This is a genomic window from Aeromicrobium sp. JP4, assembly GCF_054957925.1.
Genome location: NZ_CM143290.1, coordinates 814,281 through 839,153 on the forward strand (window position 1 = coordinate 814,281; position 24,873 = coordinate 839,153).

General features: G+C 68.3%; 21 protein-coding genes and 2 rRNA genes. 4 read left to right on the forward strand and 19 right to left on the reverse strand.

The annotated features are described in order from the left end of the window. Positions 1 to 9: 9 nt before the first annotated feature. From ACY1JX_RS04020 to hppD, 14 genes are all read right to left on the reverse strand, one after another. A complete protein-coding gene (locus tag ACY1JX_RS04020) occupies positions 10 to 1,083 on the reverse strand; it encodes an ABC transporter ATP-binding protein (protein ID WP_181755463.1) in 1,074 nt (357 codons plus the stop codon). Further along, positions 1,080 to 2,084 (reverse strand): LacI family DNA-binding transcriptional regulator, encoded by a 1,005-nt coding sequence (locus ACY1JX_RS04025; RefSeq protein ID WP_462565280.1) that lies wholly within the window; start codon positions 2,082 to 2,084, stop codon positions 1,080 to 1,082. The genes ACY1JX_RS04020 and ACY1JX_RS04025 overlap by 4 nt, the downstream gene beginning before the upstream one ends. Further along, the gene (locus ACY1JX_RS04030; protein ID WP_462565281.1) at positions 2,081 to 3,439 is read right to left on the reverse strand and encodes a GH1 family beta-glucosidase; all 1,359 of its coding nucleotides are present in this window, start codon (positions 3,437 to 3,439) and stop codon (positions 2,081 to 2,083) included. The genes ACY1JX_RS04025 and ACY1JX_RS04030 overlap by 4 nt, the downstream gene beginning before the upstream one ends. After that, positions 3,436 to 4,275: a carbohydrate ABC transporter permease gene (locus ACY1JX_RS04035; protein WP_181755460.1), complete on the reverse strand. Its 840-nt coding sequence runs from the start codon at positions 4,273 to 4,275 to the stop codon at positions 3,436 to 3,438. The genes ACY1JX_RS04030 and ACY1JX_RS04035 overlap by 4 nt, the downstream gene beginning before the upstream one ends. Before the next feature lies 1 nt (position 4,276). Next, entirely contained in the window at positions 4,277 to 5,179 is a 903-nt protein-coding gene (locus ACY1JX_RS04040) for a carbohydrate ABC transporter permease (protein WP_181755459.1), read from the reverse strand. Positions 5,180 to 5,272: 93 nt separating this feature from the next. Next, entirely contained in the window at positions 5,273 to 6,556 is a 1,284-nt protein-coding gene (locus ACY1JX_RS04045) for an extracellular solute-binding protein (RefSeq protein WP_181755458.1), read from the reverse strand. Positions 6,557 to 6,745: 189 nt separating this feature from the next. Continuing rightward, positions 6,746 to 8,962 carry a polyribonucleotide nucleotidyltransferase gene (locus tag ACY1JX_RS04050; protein WP_462565282.1) on the reverse strand — a complete coding sequence of 739 codons (2,217 nt, stop codon included), beginning with the start codon at positions 8,960 to 8,962 and terminating at the stop codon, positions 6,746 to 6,748. Between the two features lie 253 nt (positions 8,963 to 9,215). Beyond that, positions 9,216 to 9,479: a 30S ribosomal protein S15 gene (rpsO, locus tag ACY1JX_RS04055; RefSeq protein ID WP_153303087.1), complete on the reverse strand. Its 264-nt coding sequence runs from the start codon at positions 9,477 to 9,479 to the stop codon at positions 9,216 to 9,218. Positions 9,480 to 9,637: 158 nt separating this feature from the next. Then, entirely contained in the window at positions 9,638 to 10,570 is a 933-nt protein-coding gene (locus ACY1JX_RS04060; RefSeq protein WP_462565283.1) for a bifunctional riboflavin kinase/FAD synthetase, read from the reverse strand. A 33-nt stretch (positions 10,571 to 10,603) separates the two neighbouring features. Continuing rightward, a complete protein-coding gene (locus tag ACY1JX_RS04065) occupies positions 10,604 to 11,488 on the reverse strand; it encodes a phenylalanine 4-monooxygenase (RefSeq protein ID WP_286928021.1) in 885 nt (294 codons plus the stop codon). A gap of 20 nt (positions 11,489 to 11,508) precedes the next feature. Further along, positions 11,509 to 12,657 carry a fumarylacetoacetase gene (gene fahA, locus ACY1JX_RS04070; protein WP_462565284.1) on the reverse strand — a complete coding sequence of 383 codons (1,149 nt, stop codon included), beginning with the start codon at positions 12,655 to 12,657 and terminating at the stop codon, positions 11,509 to 11,511. Beyond that, on the reverse strand, positions 12,654 to 13,358 hold the full coding sequence (locus ACY1JX_RS04075; protein ID WP_462565285.1) for a hypothetical protein: 705 nt from the start codon (positions 13,356 to 13,358) through the stop codon (positions 12,654 to 12,656). Before ACY1JX_RS04075 ends, fahA begins: the two co-directional genes overlap by 4 nt. Further along, a complete protein-coding gene (locus tag ACY1JX_RS04080) occupies positions 13,355 to 14,533 on the reverse strand; it encodes a homogentisate 1,2-dioxygenase domain-containing protein (RefSeq protein ID WP_462565286.1) in 1,179 nt (392 codons plus the stop codon). The genes ACY1JX_RS04075 and ACY1JX_RS04080 overlap by 4 nt, the downstream gene beginning before the upstream one ends. A gap of 11 nt (positions 14,534 to 14,544) precedes the next feature. Continuing rightward, a complete protein-coding gene (hppD, locus tag ACY1JX_RS04085; RefSeq protein WP_462565287.1) occupies positions 14,545 to 15,744 on the reverse strand; it encodes a 4-hydroxyphenylpyruvate dioxygenase in 1,200 nt (399 codons plus the stop codon). A gap of 118 nt (positions 15,745 to 15,862) precedes the next feature. On the opposite strand from hppD, the gene ACY1JX_RS04090 reads away from it, so the two are divergent. The 4 genes from ACY1JX_RS04090 to ACY1JX_RS04105 are packed head-to-tail and all read left to right on the forward strand — an operon-like array spanning position 15,863 to position 18,790. Then, complete coding sequence (locus tag ACY1JX_RS04090; RefSeq protein WP_462565288.1) at positions 15,863 to 16,354, forward strand: Lrp/AsnC family transcriptional regulator; 492 nt, start codon at positions 15,863 to 15,865, stop codon at positions 16,352 to 16,354. Positions 16,355 to 16,407: 53 nt separating this feature from the next. Next, positions 16,408 to 16,725 (forward strand): hypothetical protein, encoded by a 318-nt coding sequence (locus tag ACY1JX_RS04095; protein WP_286928029.1) that lies wholly within the window; start codon positions 16,408 to 16,410, stop codon positions 16,723 to 16,725. A 21-nt stretch (positions 16,726 to 16,746) separates the two neighbouring features. Next, positions 16,747 to 18,129: a sensor histidine kinase gene (locus tag ACY1JX_RS04100; protein WP_462565289.1), complete on the forward strand. Its 1,383-nt coding sequence runs from the start codon at positions 16,747 to 16,749 to the stop codon at positions 18,127 to 18,129. Position 18,130: 1 nt separating this feature from the next. Beyond that, positions 18,131 to 18,790 (forward strand): response regulator transcription factor, encoded by a 660-nt coding sequence (locus ACY1JX_RS04105; protein WP_181755445.1) that lies wholly within the window; start codon positions 18,131 to 18,133, stop codon positions 18,788 to 18,790. Position 18,791: 1 nt separating this feature from the next. Here ACY1JX_RS04105 and ACY1JX_RS04110 read toward each other — a convergent pair whose 3' ends face one another. The 5 genes from ACY1JX_RS04110 to ACY1JX_RS04130 all read right to left on the reverse strand — a co-directional run bounded on the left by ACY1JX_RS04110 (position 18,792) and on the right by ACY1JX_RS04130 (position 24,543). Continuing rightward, complete coding sequence (locus ACY1JX_RS04110; RefSeq protein WP_286928032.1) at positions 18,792 to 19,652, reverse strand: serine/threonine-protein kinase; 861 nt, start codon at positions 19,650 to 19,652, stop codon at positions 18,792 to 18,794. Continuing rightward, a complete protein-coding gene (locus ACY1JX_RS04115; protein ID WP_078698439.1) occupies positions 19,652 to 20,062 on the reverse strand; it encodes a hypothetical protein in 411 nt (136 codons plus the stop codon). Before ACY1JX_RS04115 ends, ACY1JX_RS04110 begins: the two co-directional genes overlap by 1 nt. 114 nt (positions 20,063 to 20,176) lie before the next feature. Next, positions 20,177 to 21,106, reverse strand: coding sequence for a tetratricopeptide repeat protein (locus tag ACY1JX_RS04120; RefSeq protein WP_462565290.1), 930 nt, complete (start codon positions 21,104 to 21,106; stop codon positions 20,177 to 20,179). Positions 21,107 to 21,197: 91 nt separating this feature from the next. Continuing rightward, positions 21,198 to 21,314 (reverse strand): 5S ribosomal RNA (rrf, locus tag ACY1JX_RS04125). Positions 21,315 to 21,438: 124 nt separating this feature from the next. Further along, positions 21,439 to 24,543, reverse strand: a 23S ribosomal RNA gene (locus ACY1JX_RS04130). Between the last annotated feature and the right edge of the window lie 330 nt (positions 24,544 to 24,873).

A 24,873-nucleotide genomic window follows, 5' to 3' on the forward strand; every position in this document is an offset into this window, starting at 1 on the left:
CGCCCGATGCTATCGACCGAGCCTCAGGCCCGTCCGGGGGTCGAAGTGGTGCACCGCCTCGGGGTCGAGGACGGCCAGGTGGGTGGGCGTCCCCTTCACCGGAGGGTTGCGCCAATCGGTGCGCGCCACCACGGGCGTGGTCACGCCGTCGGTGCGTCCGTACAGGTACGCGTCGGAACCCAGCTCCTCGACGACGTCGACCACGATGGGCAGACCCTCGGGCGCGATCGCCAGGTTCTCCGGACGGACCCCCACCACGATCGTGGACGCGCTGGCCCCAATCAGCGCCTCGCGCGGCACCGGAAGGATGGTCGAGCCGAAGGCCACTCCCCCGTCGCTGACGGGCAGCTCCAGCAGGTTCATCGCGGGCGATCCCATGAAGCCGGCGACGAAGAGGTTGACGGGCCGGTCGTACAGCTCGCGGGGGGCTGCGACCTGCTGCAGGACACCGTCCTTCAGCACCGCGACGCGGTCGCCCATCGTCATCGCCTCGACCTGGTCGTGGGTCACGTAGACGGTGGTGGTGCCGAGCCGGCGCTGGAGGGCGGCGAGCTGGGTGCGGGTCTGCACGCGCAGCTTGGCGTCCAGGTTCGACAGCGGCTCGTCCATGAGGAACACCTGCGGCGACCTCACGATCGCGCGGCCCATCGCGACGCGCTGGCGCTGGCCGCCCGAGAGTGCCTTGGGCTTGCGGTCGAGGTAGTCGGTCAGGCCGAGCAGGTCGGCCGCCTCGGCCACCCGTGTGGTGATGTCGGCCTTCGAGACCTTGGCGATCCGCAGCGCGAAGCCCATGTTCTCGGCCACGGTCATGTGCGGGTAGAGCGCGTAGTTCTGGAAGACCATCGCGATGTCGCGCTCCTTAGGCGGAACTCCCGTCACGTCACGGTCGCCGATGAGGATGCGGCCGGCGTCGACGTCCTCCAGGCCCGCGAGCATGCGCAGGGTCGTGGACTTGCCACAGCCGGAGGGGCCCACCAGCACGAGGAACTCCCCGTCGGCCACCTCGAGGTCGATGTGGTCGACGGCCGGGCGCTCCTGGCCGGGGAACAGTCGGGTCGCCCCGTCGAACACGACGCGGCTCATGCGGACTCCCCCGCTCGCAGCTCGGCCGGCAGGACGACCGACCGGACCTCGGCGCCGGGATCGTCGATGCGGTGCGCCAGCACCTCCACCGCCGTGGTGCCCAGCTCGGCGAGGGGCTGGTGGACCGTGGTCAGCACGGGTGTGGAGGCAGCGGCCGCGGGCGAGCCGTCGAAGCCCACCACCGCGACGTCCTCGGGCACCCGGAGTCCACGGCGAGAGAGCTCGCGCAGGGCGCCGAGCGCCATCACGTCGTTCGCGGCGAAGATCGCGTCGAGGTCGGGGCACCGCTCGAGGAGCGACGCCGCTCCGCTGACGCCGCTGGCGTCGCTGAAGTCCCCGGGCTCGACGAGGCGCTCCTCGAACGGCAGCCCGGCCGCGGCCAGTGCCTCGCGGTAGCCGTCGAGGCGGTCGCGTCCGGAGGCCAGGTCCTGCGGGCCCGTGATGCACGCGATGCGCTGACGCCCTCGTCCGACGATGTGGTCCACGGCCTGGCGCGCTCCCCCGAGGTTGTCCACGTCGACGTAGCAGGCGCCCGCGTCACGGGGCCGGCCGACGTGGACGATCGGCAGGTCGGGGCTCTCGGGGAGGCTGAGCGCGTCGTGCATCGACACGACCATGACGCCGTCGACGTGCTGCGGCGTGAGGAACTGGCCGAGCCGGTCGAGGTGCGACTCGTCGGGCACCATCGAGAGCACGAGGCGCCGCGACGTCGCGTCGACGGCGCGCGAGATCCCCCGCACGAGGCCGGCGAAGAACGGCTCGGCGAACACGCGCTCCTCGTCCTCGGCGATGACGAGCGCCACCGTGTCGGTGCGGCGCGTCCTGAGTGCACGCGCCGCCTGGTTGGGCACGTAGCCCAGCTCGCGCACGGCACGCTCGACCGCGTCGCGGGTGTGCGGCGACACGTGCTCCGAGCCGTTGACGACTCGCGACGCCGTGCCGCGCCCCACCCCGGCGAGCCGGGCCACTTCCTCCAACGTCGGCTGGCGGCTGTCAGTCATGCCCTCTCCTTCGTGCTGCTGGTCCGGGCGAGCTCGGCGAACCACCGAGCGCTGGCCTTGGGGGTGCGGACCAAGGTGTCGAAGTCGACGTGGACGATCCCGAAGCGCTTCGCGTACCCCTCCGCCCACTCGAAGTTGTCCAACAGGGACCACGCGAAGTATCCCCGCACGTCGATCCCGGCGTCGACCGCGTCGGCCACCTGCTCGAGGTGCGTGGCGATGAAGTCGATGCGGTCCTGGTCCTGCACCGTCCCATCCACCGACACGGGATCGTCGAACGCGGCGCCGTTCTCGGTGATGTAGATCGGGATCGACGGGTAGTCCGCGCCGACCTGGCGCAGCACCTCGCCGAGCCCGGCGGGGTCGATGTCCCAGCCGGAGGCGGTCTTGGGCCAGACGCGGTCGACGAACCCGACCTCCGAGGCCCCCGGCCACGGCGCGGCCTCGACGACGTGGCGCGAGTAGTAGTTGATGCCCAGGAAGTCCAGCGGCGCGGCGATGACGGCGAGGTCGTCGTCGTGGATCGCGTCGAGTCCCGCCGAGCCGGCCAGATCCTCCAGCACGTCCTGCGGGTAGCGGCCGAGCAGCACCGGGTCGAGGAACCAGCGGTTCATCAGCCCGTCGATGCGGCGGGCCGCGTCGTCGTGGCGCCCCGTGTCGTCGGCCGGCGACACCGCGTAGAGGTTGAGCGTCACGCCGACGCGCGCCTGGGGGCGGCTCTCACGGATCCGCGGCACGGCCAGGCCGTGGGCCAGGTGCAGGTGGTGCGAGGCGGCGATGGCGGCGGCTGGCTCGGTGCGGCCCGGGGCGTGGATCCCGGCGCCGTAGCCCAGGAACGCGGCGCACCACGGCTCGTTCAGCGTGGTCCAGTTCCGCACACGGTCGCCCAGGGCGTCCACGACGATCTCGGCGAAGTCGGCGAAGCGCTCCGCGGTGTCACGCTCGGGCCAGCCGCCCGCGTCCTCGAGGGCCTGCGGCAGGTCCCAGTGGAACAGCGTCGGCCAGGGCTCGATCCCCGCCTCGAGGAGTCCGTCGACGAGGCGGTCGTAGAACGCCAGACCGCGCGGCTCGGCGGGGCCCTTCCCGTCGGGCTGGATCCGCGGCCAGGCCACGGAGAAGCGGTAGGCGCCCAGGCCGAGGTCGCGGACGAGCGCCACGTCCTCCGGCCAGCGGTGGTAGTGGTCCACCGCCACCTCACCGGTGTGCCCCTCGAAGGTGCGCCCGGGGCTCGCGGCGAACGTGTCCCAGATGGAGGGACCGCGGCCGTCCTCGTCCGTGGCTCCCTCGATCTGGTAGGCCGAGGTGGCCACGCCCCAGACGAAGCCGGGGTCGAATCGCTCGTTCAGACCGTTCATGACTTCAAGCCGCCTTCCATGATGCCGCCGACGATCTGGCGGCCGAACACGATGAAGACCACGACGAGCGGCAGGGTTCCCATGAGGGTCCCGGCCATCACCAGCGCCTGGTCGGTGTAGTACCCGCCGGACAGGCGCGAGAGCGCGACCTGCACGGTGGGGTGGTTGATGTCGAGCGCGATGTACGGCCACAGGAAGTCGTTCCAGCGCTCCATGAAGGTCAGCAGCCCGAGCACGGCGGCCGCCGGTCGCAGCGCCGGGAAGACGATCGACCAGAAGATGCGCAGGGTCGACGCGCCGTCGACGCGTGCGGCCTCGATCAGCTCGTCGGGGATGGCCTGGATGGCGTACTGGCGCATGAAGAACACCCCGAACCCGCTGACCAGGAACGGCAGCGTCACCGAGGCCAGCCCGCCCGCGAGGCCGAGCTTCGTCATCAGCATGTACAGCGGGATCAGGCCCAGCTGCACCGGCACCATCATCGTGGCCACCACGACGACCAGGAGCACGTCGCGGCCGCGGAACCTCAGCTTCGCGAAGGCGAATCCGGCCAGTGCCGACGTGACCACCACGGAGACCGTGGCCACCGTGGCGACCACGAGGGTGTTCAGCAGCGCCTTGGCGAACTGGACGTCGTCGTTGGCGAAGACCCGCTCGATGTTGATGGCCAACTGGTCGCCGGGCAGCAGCGGCGGCGGGATGCCGAGGATGTCGCTGTTGGCGCGCGAGGCCATGACGAGCATGAAGTACAGGGGCGCCGCGGACAGCAGCACCACGAAGGTCAGGGTGACGTACATCATCGGGGAGGCGCCGGTGGAGCGCGCGGTGGTGCTCATGTCAGTCCGCCGATCGGATGCGCCGCATCAGCAGCAGGTTGATCGCCGCCACGACGGCGATGATGAGGAAGAGGACCCACGCGATCGTGGAGGCGTACCCGAACCGCTGGCCCGTGAAGGCCTGCTGCACGAGGTACATCGCCACCGTCTGGAACTGGCCGCGGTTGCCGCCGGAGATCGCGTTGGCGCCGGTGTTGAACAGCAACGGCTCGGTGAAGAGCTGGATCCCGCCGATGGTGGCGATGATCGTCACGAAGATCAGGGTGGGGCGCAGCATCGGCACGGTGACCGACCAGAACTGCCGCCAGGCCGAAGCGCCGTCGATCCGGGCCGCCTCGTACAGCTCCTTGGGCACCGACTGCAGTGCCGCGAGGAGGATGAGCGCGTTGTAGCCCGTCCAGCGCCAGTCCACCATCGTCGCGATCGCGAGCCACGAGGACCAGCGGTGGGCGCGCCAGTCGACGTTCTCGATGCCGACGAAGCCCAGCAGCCAGTTCGCGATGCCGTAGTCGCGGGCGAAGATGAGCCCGAAGATGATGCCGACGGCCGCCACCGACGCGACGTTCGGCAGCAGGACGCCCATCCGCCAGGCGGTGCGGCCGCGCAGCGCCGTGTTGAGCATCTGCGCGAGCACCGTGGCGAGCACCAGCTGGGGCACCGTGGCCAGAACGAAGATCCCGAAGGTGTTGACCAGGGCCCGCCAGAACGCCGAGTCGCCGAGCAGCTCGGTGTAGTTGTCGAACCCGATGAACTCGACCTTGCCGGCCAGCAGGGTCCACTCGTGCATCGAGACCCAGGCCGTGTAGACGAGCGGGAACAGGCCGAACACCGCGAAGACGATGAAGTACGGCGAGACGAACGAGAGCCCGGCGCCCTGCTGCCGTGCGAGCCGCTTGCGTGCCATGGCGAGATCCTCTCCGATCAGTGGTCCGGAACGTGGGCAGCCGGTGTCCGCGCCTTGGAGGAACGCGCGGACACCGGCCGCGTCAGGGGTGCGTCAGCGTGCGGCCTTCTCGGCCGCCGCGGATGCGTCGTCCCAGCCCTGGGCGGGCGGGACCTCTCCGTTCTCGACACTGCGCAGTGCGTTCTCCACCGCGTCACGGACGGGAACGTTTTTGGTGCCGAGGTAGACCGGCTCGAGCTGCGAGGCACCGGCCACGAAGAGCTGGCCGATCGGCGCCTCGTTGAAGTAGGCGTTCGTGGCCTCCTTCAACTCCGGCTGGTCGTACAGCGCGGGCAGGGACGGCAGGCGACCCTCGGCGTCGAAGGCCATCATCTGGCCCTCCTCGTTGCTGAGGAACTCGATCAGCTCCAGCGCCATGTCCTGGTGCTCGCTGGAGGTCGGGACCGCCAGCCAGGAGCCGCCCCAGTTGCCGCCGCCACCGGGCACGGTGGCGATGTCCCACTTGCCGGCGTTCTCCTCACCGGACTGGTCCTTGATGTAGCCGGTCATCCAGGCCGGGCAGGCCACCGCGGCGAACGAGCCGTTCTTGAAGCCCGCGTTCCACTCGTCGCTGAAGGCCTTCAGCTGCGCCGACAGGTCGGCCTCGGTCATCTCGACTGCGTAGTCCCACGCGGTTTTGACCGCCGGGTTGGTGTCGAACACCAGCTCGTCGTCGCGGTCGAAGTACGTGTGGTCGCCCTGCTGCATGAGGATCGAGTTGTAGGTGTTCGTCGACGAGTCGATGAAGCCCACCTTGTCGTCCTTGATGCCCGCCTGGAACTTCTTGCCCGTGGCGATGAAGTCGTCCCACGTGGGCCAGAGCTTGCCGACCTCCTCGCGATCGGTGGGCAGGCCCGCCTTCTCGAACAGGTCGCGGCGGTAGCACATCGCCAGGCCGCCGACGTCGGTTCCGTAGCCGATGGTCGTCTTGCCGTCAGCGGTGGTGGCCTTGTCCCAGACCCACGGGAGCCAACGGTCCTTGACGTCGTTGCCGCCCTCGTCCTGGAGGTTGACGAACTTGTCGGGGGCGGCCAGGAACGCCACCGTCTGGCCCTCCTCGATCGCCACCACGTCGCCGGCGTCGCCCCCGGCGGCGATCTGCTGGGTGAGCTTGGTGTTGTACTTGCCGAGGTCGCCCTCGGCGGTCTCGACGATCTTGACGCCCGGGTGGGCCTCCTCGAACTTCTTGTACGCCTCGGTGTACCCGAACTTGCCGAACAGGTTCACCCGCAGGGTGATGTCGTCCCCGTCCTCGCCCGAGTCGCTCCCACCACACGCGGCGAGGCCGCCCAGGGCGATGACTGCGGCAAGTGAGGCGGCGATTCGTCGTGTGTTCACGTCGTGCCTTCCGTCGGTCCCCCACCGGTCATGGGAGCGCTCCCATACAGTGTGGCCTGCGTCACACATGAACGTCAAGAGAAATTTGGGAACGCTCCCATATTCACGTCCACGCCGCTGTCGAGCCCTGTCTCGCCGAACGACGAAGCCCCGCACCAACCGGTGCGGGGCCTCGTGCGGAACGGGTGATCAGGCGTCGGTGGACTCCGCCGCCGCCTCCTGCGTCTCCTCGGACTTGTCCGAGACGGGGATCAGCGAGAGCTTGCCGCGATCGCCGACCTCGGCGATCTCGACCTGGATCTTGTCGCCGACCTTCACGACGTCGTCGACGTTGTTCACGCGCTGGCCGCCGTTGAGCTCGCGCAGCTTGCTGATGTGCAGCAAGCCGTCCTTGCCCGGCAGCAGCGAGATGAACGCGCCGAAGTCGACCGTCTTGACGACGGTGCCGAGGTAGCGCTCGCCGACCTCGGGCATCGTCGGGTTGGCGATCGCGTTGATGGCCTGCTTGGCCGCCTCGGCCGAGTCGCCGTTGTCGGCGCCCACGTAGACGGTGCCGTCGTCGTCGATCGAGATCTTCGCGCCGGTGTCGTCCTGGATCTGGTTGATCATCTTGCCCTTCGGGCCGATGACCTCGCCGATCTTGTCGACCGGGATCTTCACCGTGATGATCCGCGGAGCGTAGGGGCTCATCTCGTCGGGCTCGCTGATGGCCTCGGCCATCACGTCGAGGATCGTCTGGCGGGCGTCGTGCGCCTGCTGCAGCGCACCGGCGAGCACGTCCGCGGGGATGCCGTCGAGCTTGGTGTCCAGCTGCAGCGCGGTCACGAAGTCACGCGTGCCGGCGACCTTGAAGTCCATGTCGCCGAAGGCGTCCTCGGCTCCGAGGATGTCGGTCAGCGTGACGAACTTCTGCTCGCCGTCGACCTCACCGGAGATGAGGCCCATCGCGATGCCGGCGACCGGCGCGCGCAGCGGCACACCGGCGTTCAGCAGGCCCAGGGTGGACGCGCAGACCGAGCCCATCGAGGTGGAGCCGTTGGAGCTGAGCGCCTCGGACACCTGACGGATCGCGTAGGGGAACTCCTCGCGCGAGGGCAGGACGGGCAGCAGGGCCCGGCCGGCCAGGGCGCCGTGGCCGATCTCGCGACGCTTGGGCGAGCCCACGCGTCCGGTCTCACCGGTGGAGAACGGCGGGAAGTTGTAGTTGTGCATGTAGCGACGCGTGGTCTCGGGCGAGAGCGTGTCGAGCTTCTGCTCCAGGTCGAGCATGTTCAGCGTGGTGATGCCCATGATCTGGGTCTCGCCACGCTGGAACAGCGCCGAGCCGTGCACGCGAGGAACGATGCCCACCTCGGCGGACAGGGCACGGATGTCGGCCAGGCCACGGCCGTCGATGCGGACGTTGTCGCGCAGGACGCGATCGCGCACGAGCGACTTGGTGAGCGAGCGCAGCGCGGCGCCGAGCTCCTTCTCGCGGCCCTCGAAGCGCGCACCGAGCTGCTCGATGACGTTGGCCTTGATCTCGGACTCGCGGACCTCGCGGTCGGCCTTGCGGACGATCGTGAGGGCCTCGGCCATGTCGGCCGACGCGATCTCGCGGACGGCCTCGTAGGCGTCGTCCTCGTAGTCGAGGAAGACCGGGAAGTCCTGGACGGGCTTCGCGGCGGCGGAGGCCAGCTCGGCCTGCGCCTCGCACAGCTGGCGGATGAACTTCTTGGCCGCGTCGAGGCCACCGGCCACGATCGACTCGGTGGGCGCCTGGACGCCACCCTGGACGAGCTCCCACGTCTTCTCGGTGGACTCGGCCTCGACCATCATGATCGCGACGTCGTCGCCCGCGATGCGACCCGCGACGACCATGTCGAACACGGCGTCCTCGAGCTGGCTGTGCGTCGGGAACGCGACCCACTGGCCGTCGATCAGGGCGACGCGCGTGGCGCCGACCGGGCCGCTGAAGGGCAGGCCCGAGATCTGCGTGGACGCCGAGGCGGCGTTGATCGCCAGGACGTCGTACGGGGTGTCGGGGTTGAGCGCCAGGACCGTGATGACGACCTGGACCTCGTTGCGCAGACCCTTCTTGAAGGTCGGGCGCAGCGGGCGGTCGATCAGGCGGCACGTGAGGATCGCGTCCTCGGACGGACGTCCCTCACGACGGAAGAACGAGCCCGGGATGCGGCCCGCGGCGTACATGCGCTCCTCGACGTCGATCGTGAGCGGGAAGAAGTCGAAGTGGTCCTTCGGGTGCTTGCCGGCCGTGGTGGCCGAGAGCAGCATCGTGTCGTCGTCCAGGAAGGCCGAGACGGAGCCGGCCGCCTGCTGGGCGAGCAGACCGGTCTCGAGGCGGATGGTGCGGGTGCCGAATCGACCGTTGTCGATCACGGTCTCCACGGAGGTGATGTCGGACATTGATGTCCCTTCTGCAGGGGATGCTCCCCTGCGCTGTCGGGACGAGGTGGCTGCGCCGGCGCGGTCCGCGTTCGGACCCGGGCCGGGCCGGTCTTCGATCGAGGCCCGCGGTCGCCCCAAGGGCTCCGAGGGCCACTACCGAGGACCGAGCAATCGCCGACCTCGTCATGGGTGATTCAGATGCAGTTGTTTCAGGTACAGCGTGGTGATGCGGAACGGGCGGCCACCCCCGAAGGGATGACCGCCCGCGATGTCAGCGGCGCAGGCCGAGTCGCTCGATGAGCGAGCGGTAGCGCTCGATGTCCTCGTTCTGCAGGTAGTTCAGCAGACGGCGACGCTGGCCGACGAGCAGCAGCAGGCCGCGACGGCTGTGGTGGTCGTGCTTGTGCTCCTGCAGGTGTCCGGTCAGGTGCGAGATGCGGCCGGTGAGCAGCGCGATCTGGACCTCCGCGGATCCGGTGTCGCCCTCGCTGGTGGCGTACTCGGCGATGATCTCGCTCTTCGACAGGTTCGCCACCGTGGGGGCAGCAGTCTTCTTCGACACGTTTCTCCTTGGGATGTCCGTTGCACGGCGCGCCCGGGCCTGTTCACCGGGGCACTCTCGTTCCGTGGCCGATCTACGGCAACCATCAGAGTATCAGCGCGGGCCCGCGCGGGGCCAATCGCCGTGCGGGGTCAGGCGAGCAGTGCCGCGCGCGCCTGGGCGACGTCGCGGTGCATCTGCTCGACGAGCGCGTCGAGCGAGTCGTAGGCGACCATCTCGCGCAGTCGCGCGACGAACTCCACGCGCACCCGCTGCCCGTACAGCTCGAGGTCGTCGCGGTCGAGCACGTAGGTCTCCACGCGGCGTCCCACCACGCCCTCGAAGGTGGGATTGGTGCCCACCGACGTGGCTCCCGGCAGCCGCGTGCCGTCGGGCAGCAGCAGCCGGGTGGCGTACACGCCGTCGGGCGGGACCGCGTAGGTGGCGTCGACCGGCACGTTCGCCGTGGGGAACCCGAGCTCGCGGCCGCGGCGGTCGCCCTCGACGACGACGCCCTCGACCTCGTGGGGGCGGCCGAGCAGCTCGGCGGCGAGCTCGACGTCACCCGCGGCGACCGCGGCGCGCACCCGGGTGGACGAGAAGGCCTCCTCGTCGCCGGCGAGCGCGGACTCCTGCGCGACGAAGCCGTGCTCGGCGCCCGAGGCCGCGAGGGTCTCGATCGAGCCGGAGGCACGGCTGCCGTAGCGGAAGCCCTCCCCCACCACGACCGCGCGCGCGTGGCACTGGTCGAGCACGACGGCCTGCACGAACTCGACGGGCGACCAGGAGGCCATCTCCCTGGTGAAGTCCAGGACGCGCACGTGGTCGGCGCCGTGCTGGTGCAGCAGCTCGATGCGACGCTCGAGCGTCGTCAGCCGGGCGGGTGCGCGGTCGGGCGCGAAGATCGCGACGGGGTGAGGATCGAAGGTGATCGCCACCGTGGAGAGGTCGCCGGCCACGGCGCGCGTGGCGGCGAGCAGGGACTGGTGGCCACGGTGGACGCCGTCGAAGTTCCCGATCGTCACGGCCGTCGGCTCGGACACCGAAGTGTCGGGAGCACCGTCGACCGCCTTCCAGATCGCCACGGCGACACTGTGCCACATCAGCCCCGGCCGTCCTCAGGCAGCGACCTTCAACGCGGCGATCGAGTCGTCGGTGCAGGTGTCCCAGAAGCCGCCGACGACGTCCTGGACCTGGCTGAACGACGAGGCCGCGAACAGCACCTCCTGGTAGTGGGTGATGTCGTAGTCGGTCGTGCCCATGTCGGCGAGATCGAGCGGCCGGATCGCCATGTGGCGGAACTCCTCGATCTCCCCCGGGCTGGACAGGATCCCCGCGCCGTAGGCCTTCAACCCGTCGGACTCGTGGACCACGCCGAACTCCAGCGTGAACCAGAAGACCTTGCTGACGAACTCCAGCGCCTCGTCGGACTCCACGCGCCGGGCCGCCGCGCCCGCTGCCTCGTAGAGGTCGGTGAACCGGCGGTCGGCGAGCGTGTTCCCGTGCCCGACGACCTCGTGCAGCACGTCCGGCTCCGGCGTGTAGAGCGGCACCGAGTGGTGGCGCACGTACTGCGTCGCCCAGAATTTCTTGTCGGCGAGCGCGCCGTAGAACTCGCGCAGCGGCACCAGGCCCGCCGCCGGCTGGTAGGCGAAGCCGGTCAGGGGCGCGAGCGCCTCGGACAGCTCGTGGAGCTGGGGCACATGGTCCTCGGCCAGGCCGAACGCCTCCTTGCCGTCGAGGTACTCCTGGCAGGCGTACTCCCGGTGCTTCTCGTGCAGGTCGGCGCACACGACGCGCCAGACCTCGTGCTCGTCGTCCGTGTAGTCGATGAGCGGGGCCGGGTCGCCCGGCCTCCACTGCGCCGCCGCCGTCGCGATGCGGTCGCGCCGCTCGCGGTACTCGGGATCCTCCAGCCCGGGATGCCCCTCCCCCAGCTGCACCGAGACGCTGCCGTCGCCCTTGGTGACGATCGGCGCGAAGTACTGGCCTTCCTCGAACATGTCTCTCCTCCCCGTGGCCGTCAGGCCACGACTCCGTCGACCTCGCCCAGCGGCACGAGTCGTCCGTCGTGGGTGCGGGCCGCGGCCGTGATGGTGACGCGGTCCCCGTCGAGCAGGAACGACCGCTCGCTCCCGTCCTCCAGCTTCAGTGGCTCGGTGCCGTTCCAGGTCAGCTCCAGCAGCGACCCGACCTGGTCGCGCTCCGGGCCGCTGACCGTGCCGGACGCGAACAGGTCGCCGGGGCGCAGCGAGGCGCCGTTGACCGTGAGGTGGGCCAGCATCTGGGCCGGCGTCCAGGCCATGGTCGCGAACGGCGGCCGCGAGACGACCGTGTCGTTGATCGACACCGTCAGCTCGAGGTCGAGGCCGTGGCCCGCGGGGCGCAGGTACTCCTGGAGATCGGCGTGAGGGGCTGGCGGGTCGATCCGGGCGTCGGACAGCGCGGCCCAGGGCACGATCCACGGCGACACCGACGTCGCGAACGACTTGCCCAGGAACGGGCCGAGCGGCACGTACTCCCAGGCCTGGATGTCGCGGGCGGACCAGTCGTTCACGACGCAGACGCCGAAGACGTGCTGCTCGAACGCGTCGACGCCGACCGGCTCGCCGAGCTCGGACCCGGCACCGACCACGAATCCGATCTCGGCCTCGATGTCGAGCTTCGCGCTCGGGCCGAAGGCGATCGTCCCGTCTGCGGTACGCGTCTGCCCGGACGGTCGCCGGACGGGGGTCCCCGAGACCACGACGGTCCCCGCCCTGCCGTGGTATCCGATCGGCAGGTGGTCCCAGTTGGGCGTGAGCGGCTCGCCGTCGGGCCGGAAGATGCGGCCGACGTTCGTCGCGTGGTGGCGCGAGGCGTAGAAGTCGACGTAGTCGGCGACCGTGAACGGCAGCAGCAGCCCCACGTCCTCGGCACGCCGGGTCGCCGGTGACCGAGCGACGTGCTCGAGCAGCGCCGACCGCACCGCCGCCCATGTGTCGGGTCCGGCGGCGAGCAGCTCGTCGAGCGTGCCGGATGTGAACAGGTGCGCGTGGTCCGGCAGCACGTGCGGGGCCAGCGCGGTCACGTCGAGCACGCGCGTGCCCACCCCGACGCCGACGTGCGGCTCGTCGAGGTCGGGCGCCGTGAAGCTGCAGTACGGCAGCGTGCCCGCGGTGAACTCGGTCATCCCAGCAGCCCCAGCGCACACAGGTCGGCCAGCGGCTCGTCGATGCTGCACGTGCCGATCGACCGGAAGAGTCGTCGCGACTCGCCGAGGGTCTCCAGGTCGAGCTCCTCCGCGGCGGACGTCAGCACCGGCGCCGGGTCCTGGCCCCGGGTGGCCGCGACGACCGCGGCCATGACGTTGACGAAGCCGTGGGCTCCGTCGTGCGCGATCGCCGAGTGCAGTCCTGCCGTCAGCTTGAACGCCTTGCCGTGCTCGACGCAGTGCACGATCGCCCCGGCCAGCTCGTCCACCGTCGGCACGTACGCACCACCGCACCGCAGCTTCAGCAGGGCGCCCGGCGGCACGTGGAACCCCGCTCCCCACGGCATCTCGACGGCGATCGAGTGCACCGGCAGGTCGGGCAGCAGCGAGATCGGCCCGCGCAGCTCGGCACCGACGGGCTCGACCGGCGACCCCATCAGCCCTCGGAGGGCGGGTGCCAGCTCCTCCACGGCGCCCACGACGGACACGCGCACCGGTCGTACGGCCGCGTCGAGCACCCCCGGCAGCCGCGGGACGTCGCACACGAGCGGCCCGACGTACGCCGCGTCCGGGGTCGTCTCTCGAGCGAGGTGGTCCTTCACCGCGACGTCCACCGGAGCGTTCCCCGGCGGGAAGACCGCCGCGTCGTCGAACAGCGCCTCGAAGGCAGCCGCCGTCATCCCCGCCCCCACGAGAGGTGGTAGACCCCGTCGTCGACGGCCCGACCGCCCTCGCCCAGCTCGAGCGGGCGGAAGGTGTCGACCATGACCGCGAGCTCGTCGAAGGACTCCGCGCCCAGGCTCGCCTCGATCGCCGAGGGCTGGGGACCGTGCGAGTGACCGCCCGGGTGCACCGAGATCGAGCCCTTGCCGATGCCCGAGCCCTTGCGCGCCTCGTAGTCGCCGTCGACGTAGAACATGATCTCGTCGGAGTCGACGTTCGAGTGGTAGTACGGCACCGGGATGGCCAGCGGGTGGTAGTCGACCTTGCGCGGCACGAAGTTGCAGATGACGAAGTTGTTCCCCTCGAACACCTGGTGCACGGGCGGCGGCTGGTGCACGCGCCCGGTGATCGGCTCGAAGTCGCGCACGTTGAACGCGTAGGGGTAGAGGCAGCCGTCCCAGCCGACCACGTCGAAGGGGTGGCGCGGCACCACGTGCATGGTGCCGGAGAGACCGGCCGGCCCGGAGCCCCGATGCTTCACGTAGACCTCCACCGCGCCCTCGTCGCGCACCTCCGGATCGCTCGGTGCGCGCAGGTCGCGCTCGCAGTACGGCGCGTGCTCGAGCAGCTGCCCGAAGCGCGACAGGTACCGCTTTGGCGGGCCGATGTGGCTGTTCGCCTCGATGCAGTACGCCCTCACCTCGCCGACCGGGACCCAGCGGTGGGTCGTGGCGCGCGGCACCAGCAGGTAGTCGCCGGGACCGAACGGCAGGTGGCCGAACACCGTCTCCAGCACGCCGCTGCCGGACTCGATGAAGACGCACTCGTCGCCCGTGGCGTTGCGGTACAGCGGCGAGACGTGGTCGCCGACGGCGTAGGAGATGCGCACGTCGCCGTTGCCGAGCACGAGCCGGCGCCCCCGCACCAGGTCGCGATCGGCGTCGGTGAACAGGTCGTGCAGCCTGAGGTGCCGCGGCAGCAGCGGCTCGTTGGGCGTCGTGGCCTGGTCGGGCAGGTCCCACGTGCGCGCCTCGACGATCGCCGAGGGCACGCCCACGTGGTAGAGCAGCGACGAGTCCGAGCTGAAGCCCTCCTCGCCCATCAGCTCCTCGCGGTACAGCGAGCCGTCCACAGCGCGGTGCTGGGTGTGGCGCTTCGGCGGGACGAGCCCGGCGCTGCGGTAGTGGGCCATGTGCGGACTCCCTAGAAGTTCCCTCGCCGTGCCTGCTCGCGCTCGATCGCCTCGAACAGCGCCTGGAAGTTGCCCTTGCCGAAGCCCAGCGACCCGTGACGCTCGATCAGCTCGAAGAACACTGTCGGCCGGTCGCCGATCGGCTTGGTGAAGATCTGCAGCAGGTAGCCGTCCTCGTCACGGTCGACGAGGATGCCGCGCTGCTGCAGATCTTCGATCGGGACCCGGACCTCGCCGATGCGCTCGCGCAGGGCCGGGTCGGTGTAGTAGGAGTCCGGCGTCGCGAGGAACTCGATGCCGGCGTCGCGGAGCCAGTCCACGGTGGCGAGGATGTCGTTCGTGGCGAGCGCGAGGTGCTGCGCGCCCGGGCCGCCGTAGAACTCCAGGTACTCGTCGATCTGCGACTTCTTCTTGGCGATCGCCGGCTCGTTGAGCGGGAACTTCACGCGGTGGTTGCCGCTGGCCACGACCTTGCTCATGAGCGCGCTGTACTCGGTGGCGATGTCGTCGCCGACGAACTCGGCCATGTTCGTGAAGCCCATGACGCGGCGGTAGAAGTCGACCCACTCGTCCATGCGGCCGAGCTCGACGTTGCCCACGACGTGGTCGAGCGCCTGGAAGATCCGCTTCGGCGCACCGTCGGGCCGCTTCATCGTGGACGACCGCGCGACGTAGCCGGGCAGGTACGGCCCCGAGTAGCGGCTCCGGTCGATGAGCGAGTGCCTCGTCTCGCCGTAGGTCGCGATGGCGGCCATCCGCACCGTCCCGTGCTCGTCCGTGACGTCGTGCGGCTCCTCGAGGATCGTGGCGCCCTGGGCTCGCGCCTGGTTCACGCAGGTGTCCACGTCGGGCACCTCGAGCGCGATGTCGACGATGCCGTCGCCGTGACGGCGGTGGTGGTCCATGACGGGGCTGTCGGGGTCGACGCCGCCCTTCAGCACGAACCGCACGGCACCGCTCGCCAGGACGTAGGCGTGGTGGTCGCGGTTTCCGGTCTCGGGCCCGGAGTACGCGACGAGGTCCATCGCGTAGGCCGACATGAAGAAGTGGGCGGACTGCGTCGCGTTGCCGACGTTCCACACGATCGCGTCCCAGCCCGTCACGGGGAACGGGTCGGTGGAGGAGTCGTGCTCGACCAGGCCGACCAGCTGCTGGAGCTGCTCGAGGTCGAGGTGCGCGAGGCGCTCGGCATCGGTGAGGTCAAGGCTCATGTGACTCAGGACACACTCATCTGGCCGACTGGGCAACCGGTGCACGCGAAGGTGGTCAGACCTGCCATTTCACACACGAACGCGGGTGTCTGGCTGTGCAGATTGCTACGCTCAGGACATGTTGGACCGATTGGACGTCGCCCTCATCGACGCGATGCACACCCATCCCCGCGTCGGCGACCTCGAGCTGTCGCGCCTGCTGGGGGTCGCCCGCGCCACCGTGGCCTCCCGGCTGCGCAAGATGGAGGAGGCCGGCGTCATCACGGGCTACGCGCCCGACATCGACCTCGCCGCGGCCGGCCACCCCGTGCAGGCGTTCGTCACGCTGCAGATCGTGCAGGGCTCCATCGCCGACGTCACCGACGAGCTGGAGTCGCTGCCGAACGTGCTGGAGGCGTTCATCACGAGCGGCGACGCCGACATCGTCTGCAAGATCGCCGCGACCTCGCACGAGGACCTGAAGGACACCCTGCTCCACATCAGCGGCTCGGGATCGGTCGCACGCACCAGCAGCGTGATCGTGCTGTCCGAGCTCGTCCCGGCCCGGGTGCTGCCGATGCTGCGCAAGGGCGCGGCCGACCCTCCCCCGCGCGCGCCCGCGTTCCGCTGAGACTCTCATCGACCGCTCATTCGGATCCGGTCCGGAACCGGGAGAATGGGACCATGCGCTCCCGCTCCCTCATGATCGCCGGCCTGCTCGGTGCGGTGGTCCTCGCCCTGGGCGCCGTGCTGGCGGGGCGCCTGATGCCCGCGTCGGGCACCGACGGGACGGTCGTGCCCGTCGTCATCACGCCGACCGACGCGGCCACGACGCAGACCCCGGCCACGGAGAAGCCCTCGGCGACGCCGCCGACCACCCCGGCGCCGACCGAGCCCAGCCAGGTGAAGCCCACCCCGAAGTCCGTCGACGACGATGACGATGACGACGACACCCCGGACGACCGTGAGGACGACGACCGCGATGACCGCGATGACGACTGAGTCGCGCGGCCGGAGCCGGGCGTGGTGAGGCGGCCGCGCGTCGCGTTCTCCGTCCGCAGCCGCCTGATCGTCGCGATCGCGGTGCTCGTGGGCGCCGCGCTGCTCGCCGCCGGCGTCGCGATGTGGGTCGTGGAGTCGCGCCGCATCGACCAGAGCATCGACGCGGCGATCGCGCAGGAGTTCGCCGAGTTCCGCGCCGCCACCGCGGCCGACCCGGGCATGGGCGCCGACGCGCAGCTCGAGTCGTTCCTCGCCCGCACGCTGCCCGACGACGGCGAGATCGTCTGGATGTACCCCACCACCGGTGGGCCGAAGTACATCGGCGACTCCGACCGGAACCTGCTGGACTCCCCCCGCTTCTCGGCGCTCGTGGAGGACCTCCGCGCGACCGGCGGCCTGCGCACGTTCGACGCTGCCGGCGCCCGCTACCGCGTGGGAGTCCTGCCGGTGCAGGAGGGCGACCGCACCGCGGCCCTCGTCGTGAGCCGCGACCGCACGCAGGCCCAGGAGCAGCTGAACGACCTGCTCATCACCTACGCGCTCGTCGGCCTGCTCGCGCTGGTCGTCGTCGTGGCGGCGTCGTCCTGGCTCGCGGGCCGCCTGCTGCGGCCGCTGACCCTCCTGCGCGACACCGCCCGGGACATCAGTGCCGGCTCGCTCGACGAGCGCCTGGAGGTGACCGGCCACGACGACCTCACCGACCTGCAGATCACGTTCAACGCGATGCTCGACCGCCTGGAGGCGGCCTTCGCCACGCAGCGCCGCATGCTCGACGACGCCGGCCACGAGCTGCGCACTCCCCTGACCGTCCTGCGCGGGCACCTCGAGGTGATGGCACCGGACGACCCGGCCGACGTCGAGGAGACCCGGGCCCTGCTGCTCGACGAGATCGACCGCATGTCCCGCCTCGTCGACGAGCTGCTGGTGCTGGCCAAGGCGCGCCGCCCCGACTTCATCCGTCTCGAGCCGGTCGACCTGCCCACCCTCGGCGACGGGGTCGCCGCACGGTGCCGGGCGCTGGCCGATCGCGACTGGCGCACCGACCTGTCGGCCGAGGGTGAGGCCCTCCTCGACGGGCAGCGGGTCACGCAGGCCCTCCTGCAGCTCGCCGACAACGCCGCGCGCCACACGCAGGAGGGCGACCTCATCACGATCGGGTCGAAGTCCTCGCCCACGAGTATCGAGTTCTGGGTGTCCGACACGGGGCCCGGCGTGCCGCCCGAGCTGCGCGAGGAGATCTTCGACCGCTTCACCACGACCAGCTCGCACGACGGCTTCGGCCTCGGACTGTCGATCGTGAGCGCGATCGCGGAGGCGCACGGAGGCCGCGTGACCCTCGACGACTCCCCCGCCAGCTCGGGGGCCGTGTTCCGGCTCCGGCTGCCGAGGGAGGAGGATCGGTGACATGAGCCGGATCCTGGTGGTGGAGGACGAGGAGCGCATCGCCTCGTTCGTCGCCAAGGGCCTGAGGTCCGAGGGGTTCACGCCCACCGTCGTCTCCGACGGCATCACGGGCCTCGACTACGCCCTCAGCGGCGAGTTCGACCTCATCGTCCTCGACATCGGCCTGCCCGGCATGGACGGCTACACGGTGCTCGAGCGGCTGCGCGCGGAGCGCTCCACCCTGCCGGTGATCGTCCTGACCGCCCGCGACTCCGTCACCGACACGGTCGCCGCGCTCGAGGGCGGCGCCGCCGACTACATGAGCAAGCCCTTCCGGTTCGCCGAGCTCGTCGCACGGGTGCGGCTGCGGCTGCGCGCCACGGGGCAGACGGTCGTGAACGAGGACCTCGCAGCCGGCGACGTGCGGCTCGACGTGCGCAGCCGTCGCGCGTTCGTCGGTGACCGCGAGGTGGACCTGTCGGCGCGCGAGTTCGCGCTGGCCGAGGTCCTGCTGCGCCACCGCGGACAGGCGCTCTCGCGAGAGCAGCTGCTGTCGCACGTGTGGGGCTACGACTTCGACCCCGGCTCGAACATCGTCGACGTGTACGTCGGCTACCTGCGCAAGAAGCTCGGCCCGGAGCTCGTCACCACGGTGCGTGGCGTCGGCTACCGGGCCGGCTGAGTCAGCGACGCAGGCTGAAGCCAGCGAGCCGCGCCGTGGGCAGCGCCGCCATGAGCGGCTCGATCCGCTCGACGAGGTCGAGCGTGGTCGGCCGCGCGGCCGGATCGAACGCGAGACAGTCCATCACGAGGTCGCGGATCGCCCCGGGCACGAAGTCGGGCATGGGCTTCGGGCGGGCCGTCAGCTGCGGCCAGCGGTCCTCGGAGCCGAAGCGCCAGGCCCGGTGGCCGACCGCGGCGCGGTACAGGGTCGCGCCGATCGACCACACGTCGGCGGCGGGACCGATCGGTCCGTGGGCGAGCGGGTCGCACTGCTCCGGCGGCATGTACTCGTCGCTGCCGACCGGGTAGTCGAGCGCCGCGGCGCTGTCGAGGTCGAGCGTGAGGCTGAGGTCGATGAGCTTCGCCGGCGCGCCCATGATCACGTTGCTGGGCTTCACGTCCAGATGGAGCAGGCCGTTCGTGTGCAGGTAGTGCACGCTCCCGGCGAGCTCGAGGGCGAGCGGCAGCAGCTGGTGGAGCTGCACGGGTCCGTCGCGGAAGATGAGGGACGACAGCGTGGGGCCGTCGAGGTGCTCCTGCACCATGTAGGGACGTTCGGCCGCGTCGTCGAAGTCGTACAGGCGCACGATCGACGGGTGCGCCAGCCCGGCCAGCACGTCGATCTCGCGCAGGGTCGCGCCCACGGCGTCGGCGTCGCCGACCAGCTCGGGGCGCAGGATCTTCACCACGACCGGCGCCAGCCGCGACTCGTCGTAGGCCAGCCAGACCTCGTGGTGCAGTCCCCCACCGAGCTCGGAGAGACCCACCAGCCCCGGCGGCAGGTCTGCCGCCGGGGCGCCGGGCGCGAGGTCGTTCGACATCAGTTCGTGCCGCGCGTCTGGGCGGACTGCTTCGACGCGACCGTCTGACGCGACGGGGCGCTCGGGCGCGTCTGCACCGTCTGACGCGACGGGGCGCTGGCCCGCGACTGCACCGTCTGGCGCGACTGCACCGTGTTCGCCGTCGGGTCGTCCGCGGCACCGGCCTTGGTCTGCGCCGAGACCCGAGTGTTGAGGGTGTTCTGGGTCGGGTCGTCCGTGGGGCCCGTGGTCGGATCGGGATCCGGCGTGGGGTCGTCGGTCACGGTGGTCACGACGCCGGTGCTGGTGTCCTCGCGCTTGACCGGATCGGAGGGCGCCCCGACGGCCGCCTGGGCCACGACGACGCCGCCCGTGGTGAGGGCGATGGTTCCTGCCAGGGCCGCGATGCCCGTACGCACACTGTTCTTCATGAGTCCTCCTCGAGAGTTGATGCCTTCACTCTCGCGACCGCTCGTGAGGCCTCCGTGAGGCGTTCGTGAGAGGACTCTCATGAAGTGCCGATCCCGTGTCGGACGCGCAGTGGGTCAGCCTTCGAGTTGGGTGAGTCGTTCTTCGACGTCGGTGAGGTTGTTGGCGTCGGTGCCGGCGACGCGGTGGAACCAGGTGATGGCTTCGTCTGTGCGTCCGGCGGCGAGGAGGGTGTCGGCGTAGGCGTAGCGCAGGCGGGTGACCCAGTCGGCGCGGCCTTTGGTGGTGAGGGGTTCGGATTCGAGGATTTGGAGGGCGGCGTCGAGGTGTCCGAGGTCGCGGCGGGCGCCGGCGATGACGATGGACAGTTCGGTGTTGCCGGCTTCGTCGAGGTGGGCGCGGATGTCGGGGCGGTCGTATTCGAGGGCTTTTTCGGGGCGTTTGAGGGCGCGTTCGGCGTCGGCCATCATGGGGGCGTAGCTGTGGCGGCCGGTCATGCGTTTGGCGGCGCGGAACTCGGCGAGGGCTTCGGCCCAGTTGCCGCAGGCGTAGGCGGTCTCGCCGGTGGCTTCGCGGACCAGGCCGACGCGCATGGCGCGGGCTCGGGCGGCCAGGGCGTGCTTGTGGGCGAGTTCGGGGTCTTCGTGGAGCAGGACGCCGGCCATGACGAGGTGTCGGGCGACTTTCTCGGCGAGCTTGTCGGGCAGGCCCTGGAGCTCTTGGCGGGCGAACTTGTCGAGGTCCTTGGCGCTGACGTCGTCGGGGATCGCCGGGCCGTCGTAGATCTTCTGGGCGTCGGTGCGGTCGCTGGCGGACTGGCCGCGGCCGGGGCGGTCGGGGCGGTCGTTGCCGCGTCGCGGAGCGCCGCCGGAGCGTCCGGCGGGGCGGCTGCCGCTGTCGGGGCGGCCGCGGCCTGCGCTGGTGGGCTTGCCGCCGCTGCTGGGCTTGCCGCCGCTGCTGGTGGGCTTGCCGCTTTTGGGGCGGTTGGGCTTGCCGCGGCTGTTGCTGCCGCGGTTCTGGGGTCCGGAGTTGCGATGATCGGCCATGATGGGTCCCTTCCCACAAGAGAGCATGCCCTGTTGGGGGCACAAATGCAGCAAGGCCGCTCCCAAAGGGAGCGGCCTCGCGCTAATGATTGTCCGGCGACGTCCTACTCTCCCACACCGTCTCCAGTGCAGTACCATCGGCGCTGAAGGGCTTAACTTCCGGGTTCGGAATGTAACCGGGTGTTTCCCCTTCGCCATGGTCGCCGAAACTCTATGGAGATATCAACAAGCCTTGGCGGCAGACGAGTATCGACCCCAAGGGGTCGTACTCGTGTTGCCTGGCTCCCGATCATATCTCGGGAACCTCACAGTGGACGCGGTAGATCTTTGTAAGAAACAAGCCCTCGGCCTATTAGTACCGGTCAGCTCCATGTGTTGCCACACTTCTACTTCCGGCCTATCAACCCAGTGGTCTGCTGGGGGCCTTACCTGGTTAACCAGTGGGAAACCTCATCTTGAAACATGCTTCCCGCTTAGATGCTTTCAGCGGTTATCACTTCCGAACGTAGCCAACCAGCCGTGCTCTTGGCAGAACAACTGGCACACCAGAGGTTCGTCCACCCCGGTCCTCTCGTACTAGGGGCAGCCTTTCTCAAGTTTCCTACGCGCGCGGCGGATAGGGACCGAACTGTCTCACGACGTTCTAAACCCAGCTCGCGTGCCGCTTTAATGGGCGAACAGCCCAACCCTTGGGACCTGCTACGGCCCCAGGATGCGACGAGCCGACATCGAGGTGCCAAACCATCCCGTCGATATGGACTCTTGGGGAAGATCAGCCTGTTATCCCCGGGGTACCTTTTATCCGTTGAGCGACGCCGCTTCCACATGCCAGCGCCGGATCACTAGTTCCGACTTTCGTCCCTGCTCGAGCTGTCACTCTCACAGTCAAGCTCCCTTGTGCACTTACACTCGAAACCTGATTGCCAACCAGGCTGAGGGAACCTTTGAGCGCCTCCGTTACATTTTAGGAGGCAACCGCCCCAGTTAAACTACCCATCAGGCACTGTCCCTGATCCGGATAACGGACCTAGGTTAGATATCTAGTACGACCAGAGTGGTATTTCAACGATGACTCCACCTGAACTGGCGTCCAAGCTTCACAGTCTCCCACCTATCCTACACAAGTCGAACCAAACACCAATACCAAACTATAGTAAAGGTCCCGGGGTCTTTCCGTCCTGCCGCGCGTAACGAGCATCTTTACTCGTAGTGCAATTTCGCCGAGTTCATGGTTGAGACAGCGCCCAAGTCGTTACTCCATTCGTGCAGGTCGGAACTTACCCGACAAGGAATTTCGCTACCTTAGGATGGTTATAGTTACCACCGCCGTTTACTGGGGCTTAAGTTCTGTGCTTCGCTTGCGCTAACACGTCCCCTTAACCTTCCAGCACCGGGCAGGAGTCAGTCCATATACGGCGTCTTTCGACTTAGCATGGACCTGTGTTTTTAGTAAACAGTCGCTTGGGCCTGGTCTCTGCGGCCTTCAACGCTTCTCAGAGCAAGTCTGATAACGCATCCGGCCCCCCTTCTCCCGAAGTTACGGGGGCATTTTGCCGAGTTCCTTAACCATGATTCTCTCGATCACCTTAGTATTCTCTACTTGACCACCTGAGTCGGTTTGGGGTACGGGCGGCTCTGAATCTCGCTAGATGCTTTTCTCGGCAGCATAGGATCACTCACACTCCACTAAGTGGGTGGCATCGGCTCTCAGACATATGAGTGACGGATTTGCCTATCACTCGTCCTACGACCTTACCCGTGGACTACCATCGCCACGGATGAGCTACCTTCCTGCGTCACACCATCGCTTGCCTACTACCAGATCGGGTCATGCGCTCCGCCTGACCATTGTCTCCGAAGAGACGTTAGGTCAGGTTTCGGGCACTTAGCATCACTGGATTCAGCATGGGCGATTCAGCGCCGGTACGGGAATATCAACCCGTTGTCCATCGACTACGCCTGTCGGCCTCGCCTTAGGTCCCGACTTACCCAGGGAAGATTAGCTTGACCCTGGAACCCTTGGTCATTCGGTGGAGGAGTTTCTCACTCCTCATTCGCTACTCATGCCTGCATTCTCACTCGTGTCGCATCCACGGCTGGGTTACCCCGCCGCTTCGCTCGCGACACGACGCTCCCCTACCGATCCACACGGCTGGACCACGAAGGCCTACCTCATGTGTGAATCCCATAGCTTCGGTGGATTGCTTGAGCCCCGCTAAATTGTCGGCGCGGAATTACTTGACCAGTGAGCTATTACGCACTCTTTCAAGGGTGGCTGCTTCTAAGCCAACCTCCTGGTTGTCTCTGCGACTCCACATCCTTTTCCACTTAGCAATCGCTTTGGGACCTTAGCTGATGGTCTGGGCTGTTTCCCTCTCGACTACGGAGCTTATCCCCCGCAGTCTCACTGCCACGCTCTCACTTACCGGCATTCGGAGTTTGGTTGAGTTCAGTAAGCTTGTAGGCCCCCTAGCCCATCCAGTGCTCTACCTCCGGTAAGAAACGCGTGACGCTGCACCTAAATGCATTTCGGGGAGAACCAGCTATCACGGAGTTTGATTGGCCTTTCACCCCTATCCACAGCTCATCCCCCCAGTTTTTAACCTAGGTGGGTTCGGTCCTCCACGCGGTCTTACCCGCGCTTCAACCTGGCCATGGATAGATCACTCCGCTTCGGGTCTAGATCGTGCAACTCAAGCGCCCTATTCGGACTCGCTTTCGCTACGGCTACGGCACTCGCCTTAACCTTGCTACACAACGCTAACTCGCAGGCTCATTCTTCAAAAGGCACGCTGTCACAGTTCCGAAGAACTGCTCCAACGGATTGTATGCACATGGTTTCAGGTACTATTTCACTCCCCTCCCGGGGTACTTTTCACCTTTCCCTCACGGTACTTGTCCGCTATCGGTCATCGAGGAGTATTTAGGCTTAGCGGGTGGTCCCGCCAGATTCACACCGAATTTCAGGGGTTCGGTGTTACTCGGGATGACGCACAAGAGCCAGGAGTTTACGGTTACGGGGATCTCACCCTCTGTGTCGCGACTTTCCAGTCGGCTTCACCTTCACTCATGGTTTATGACTCTTTGACTGCTCGGCAGAACAATCGGTGCGGTCCCACAACCCCCTGGATGCAACGCCTGCCGGCTATCACACATCCAAGGTTTAGCCTCTTCCGGTTTCGCTCGCCACTACTACCGGAATCACTGTTGTTTTCTCTTCCTGTGGGTACTGAGATGTTTCACTTCCCCACGTTCCCTCCAAACGCCCTATGTGTTCAGGCGCAGGTACTCAGACTTTCCTCTGAGTGGGTTTCCCCATTCGGACATCCCCGGATCACAGCTCGGTTGTCAACTCCCCGGGGCTTTTCGCAGACTCCAACGTCCTTCATCGGCTCTCGATGCCAAGGCATCCACCATGTGCACTTAGTAGCTTGTTGTTACTACAAAGATGCTCGCGTCCACTGTGAAGTTCTCAAAATACGATCGGTCCCGTACTCAAATCCCCGCCTGCTCGATCAAGATCGAGTGGTTCGAGGGGGTGTACGGTCCGAGGAATCCAACATCAAGATGCTGATCCCTCAGGACCCAACAGTGTGCCTGAGTTGTCACCGTGTCCGACCGAGTTTCCACGCTCCAAAGGAGCAGTACTGACGGTCATCCGCCGGCGACAAGCCAAATAGTCGACGTCCACTAGTGAGCTGGACCGCGTCAGACGTTTGCTGACGAACGATCCGCCTGGACCCTGAAGTCCAGTCTCTTATCGAGTG

Bases quoted from the DNA above. Each gene is read 5' to 3' on its own strand.
- ACY1JX_RS04080 (WP_462565286.1), bottom strand. From the start codon at position 14,533: ATGGCCCACTACCGCAGCGCCGGGCTCGTCCCGCCGAAGCGCCACACC.
- ACY1JX_RS04115 (WP_078698439.1), bottom strand. From the start codon at position 20,062: ATGAAGAACAGTGTGCGTACGGGCATCGCGGCCCTGGCAGGAACCATC.
- ACY1JX_RS04095 (WP_286928029.1), top strand. From the start codon at position 16,408: ATGCGCTCCCGCTCCCTCATGATCGCCGGCCTGCTCGGTGCGGTGGTC.
- hppD (WP_462565287.1), bottom strand. From the start codon at position 15,744: ATGAGCCTTGACCTCACCGATGCCGAGCGCCTCGCGCACCTCGACCTC.
- fahA (WP_462565284.1), bottom strand. From the start codon at position 12,657: ATGACCGAGTTCACCGCGGGCACGCTGCCGTACTGCAGCTTCACGGCG.
- ACY1JX_RS04030 (WP_462565281.1), bottom strand. From the start codon at position 3,439: ATGAACGGTCTGAACGAGCGATTCGACCCCGGCTTCGTCTGGGGCGTG.
- ACY1JX_RS04025 (WP_462565280.1), bottom strand. From the start codon at position 2,084: ATGACTGACAGCCGCCAGCCGACGTTGGAGGAAGTGGCCCGGCTCGCC.
- ACY1JX_RS04040 (WP_181755459.1), bottom strand. From the start codon at position 5,179: ATGGCACGCAAGCGGCTCGCACGGCAGCAGGGCGCCGGGCTCTCGTTC.
- ACY1JX_RS04050 (WP_462565282.1), bottom strand. From the start codon at position 8,962: ATGTCCGACATCACCTCCGTGGAGACCGTGATCGACAACGGTCGATTC.
- ACY1JX_RS04035 (WP_181755460.1), bottom strand. From the start codon at position 4,275: ATGAGCACCACCGCGCGCTCCACCGGCGCCTCCCCGATGATGTACGTC.
- ACY1JX_RS04105 (WP_181755445.1), top strand. From the start codon at position 18,131: ATGAGCCGGATCCTGGTGGTGGAGGACGAGGAGCGCATCGCCTCGTTC.
- ACY1JX_RS04110 (WP_286928032.1), bottom strand. From the start codon at position 19,652: ATGTCGAACGACCTCGCGCCCGGCGCCCCGGCGGCAGACCTGCCGCCG.
- ACY1JX_RS04065 (WP_286928021.1), bottom strand. From the start codon at position 11,488: ATGTTCGAGGAAGGCCAGTACTTCGCGCCGATCGTCACCAAGGGCGAC.
- ACY1JX_RS04090 (WP_462565288.1), top strand. From the start codon at position 15,863: ATGTTGGACCGATTGGACGTCGCCCTCATCGACGCGATGCACACCCAT.
- ACY1JX_RS04020 (WP_181755463.1), bottom strand. From the start codon at position 1,083: ATGAGCCGCGTCGTGTTCGACGGGGCGACCCGACTGTTCCCCGGCCAG.
- ACY1JX_RS04120 (WP_462565290.1), bottom strand. From the start codon at position 21,106: ATGGCCGATCATCGCAACTCCGGACCCCAGAACCGCGGCAGCAACAGC.
- ACY1JX_RS04075 (WP_462565285.1), bottom strand. From the start codon at position 13,358: ATGACGGCGGCTGCCTTCGAGGCGCTGTTCGACGACGCGGCGGTCTTC.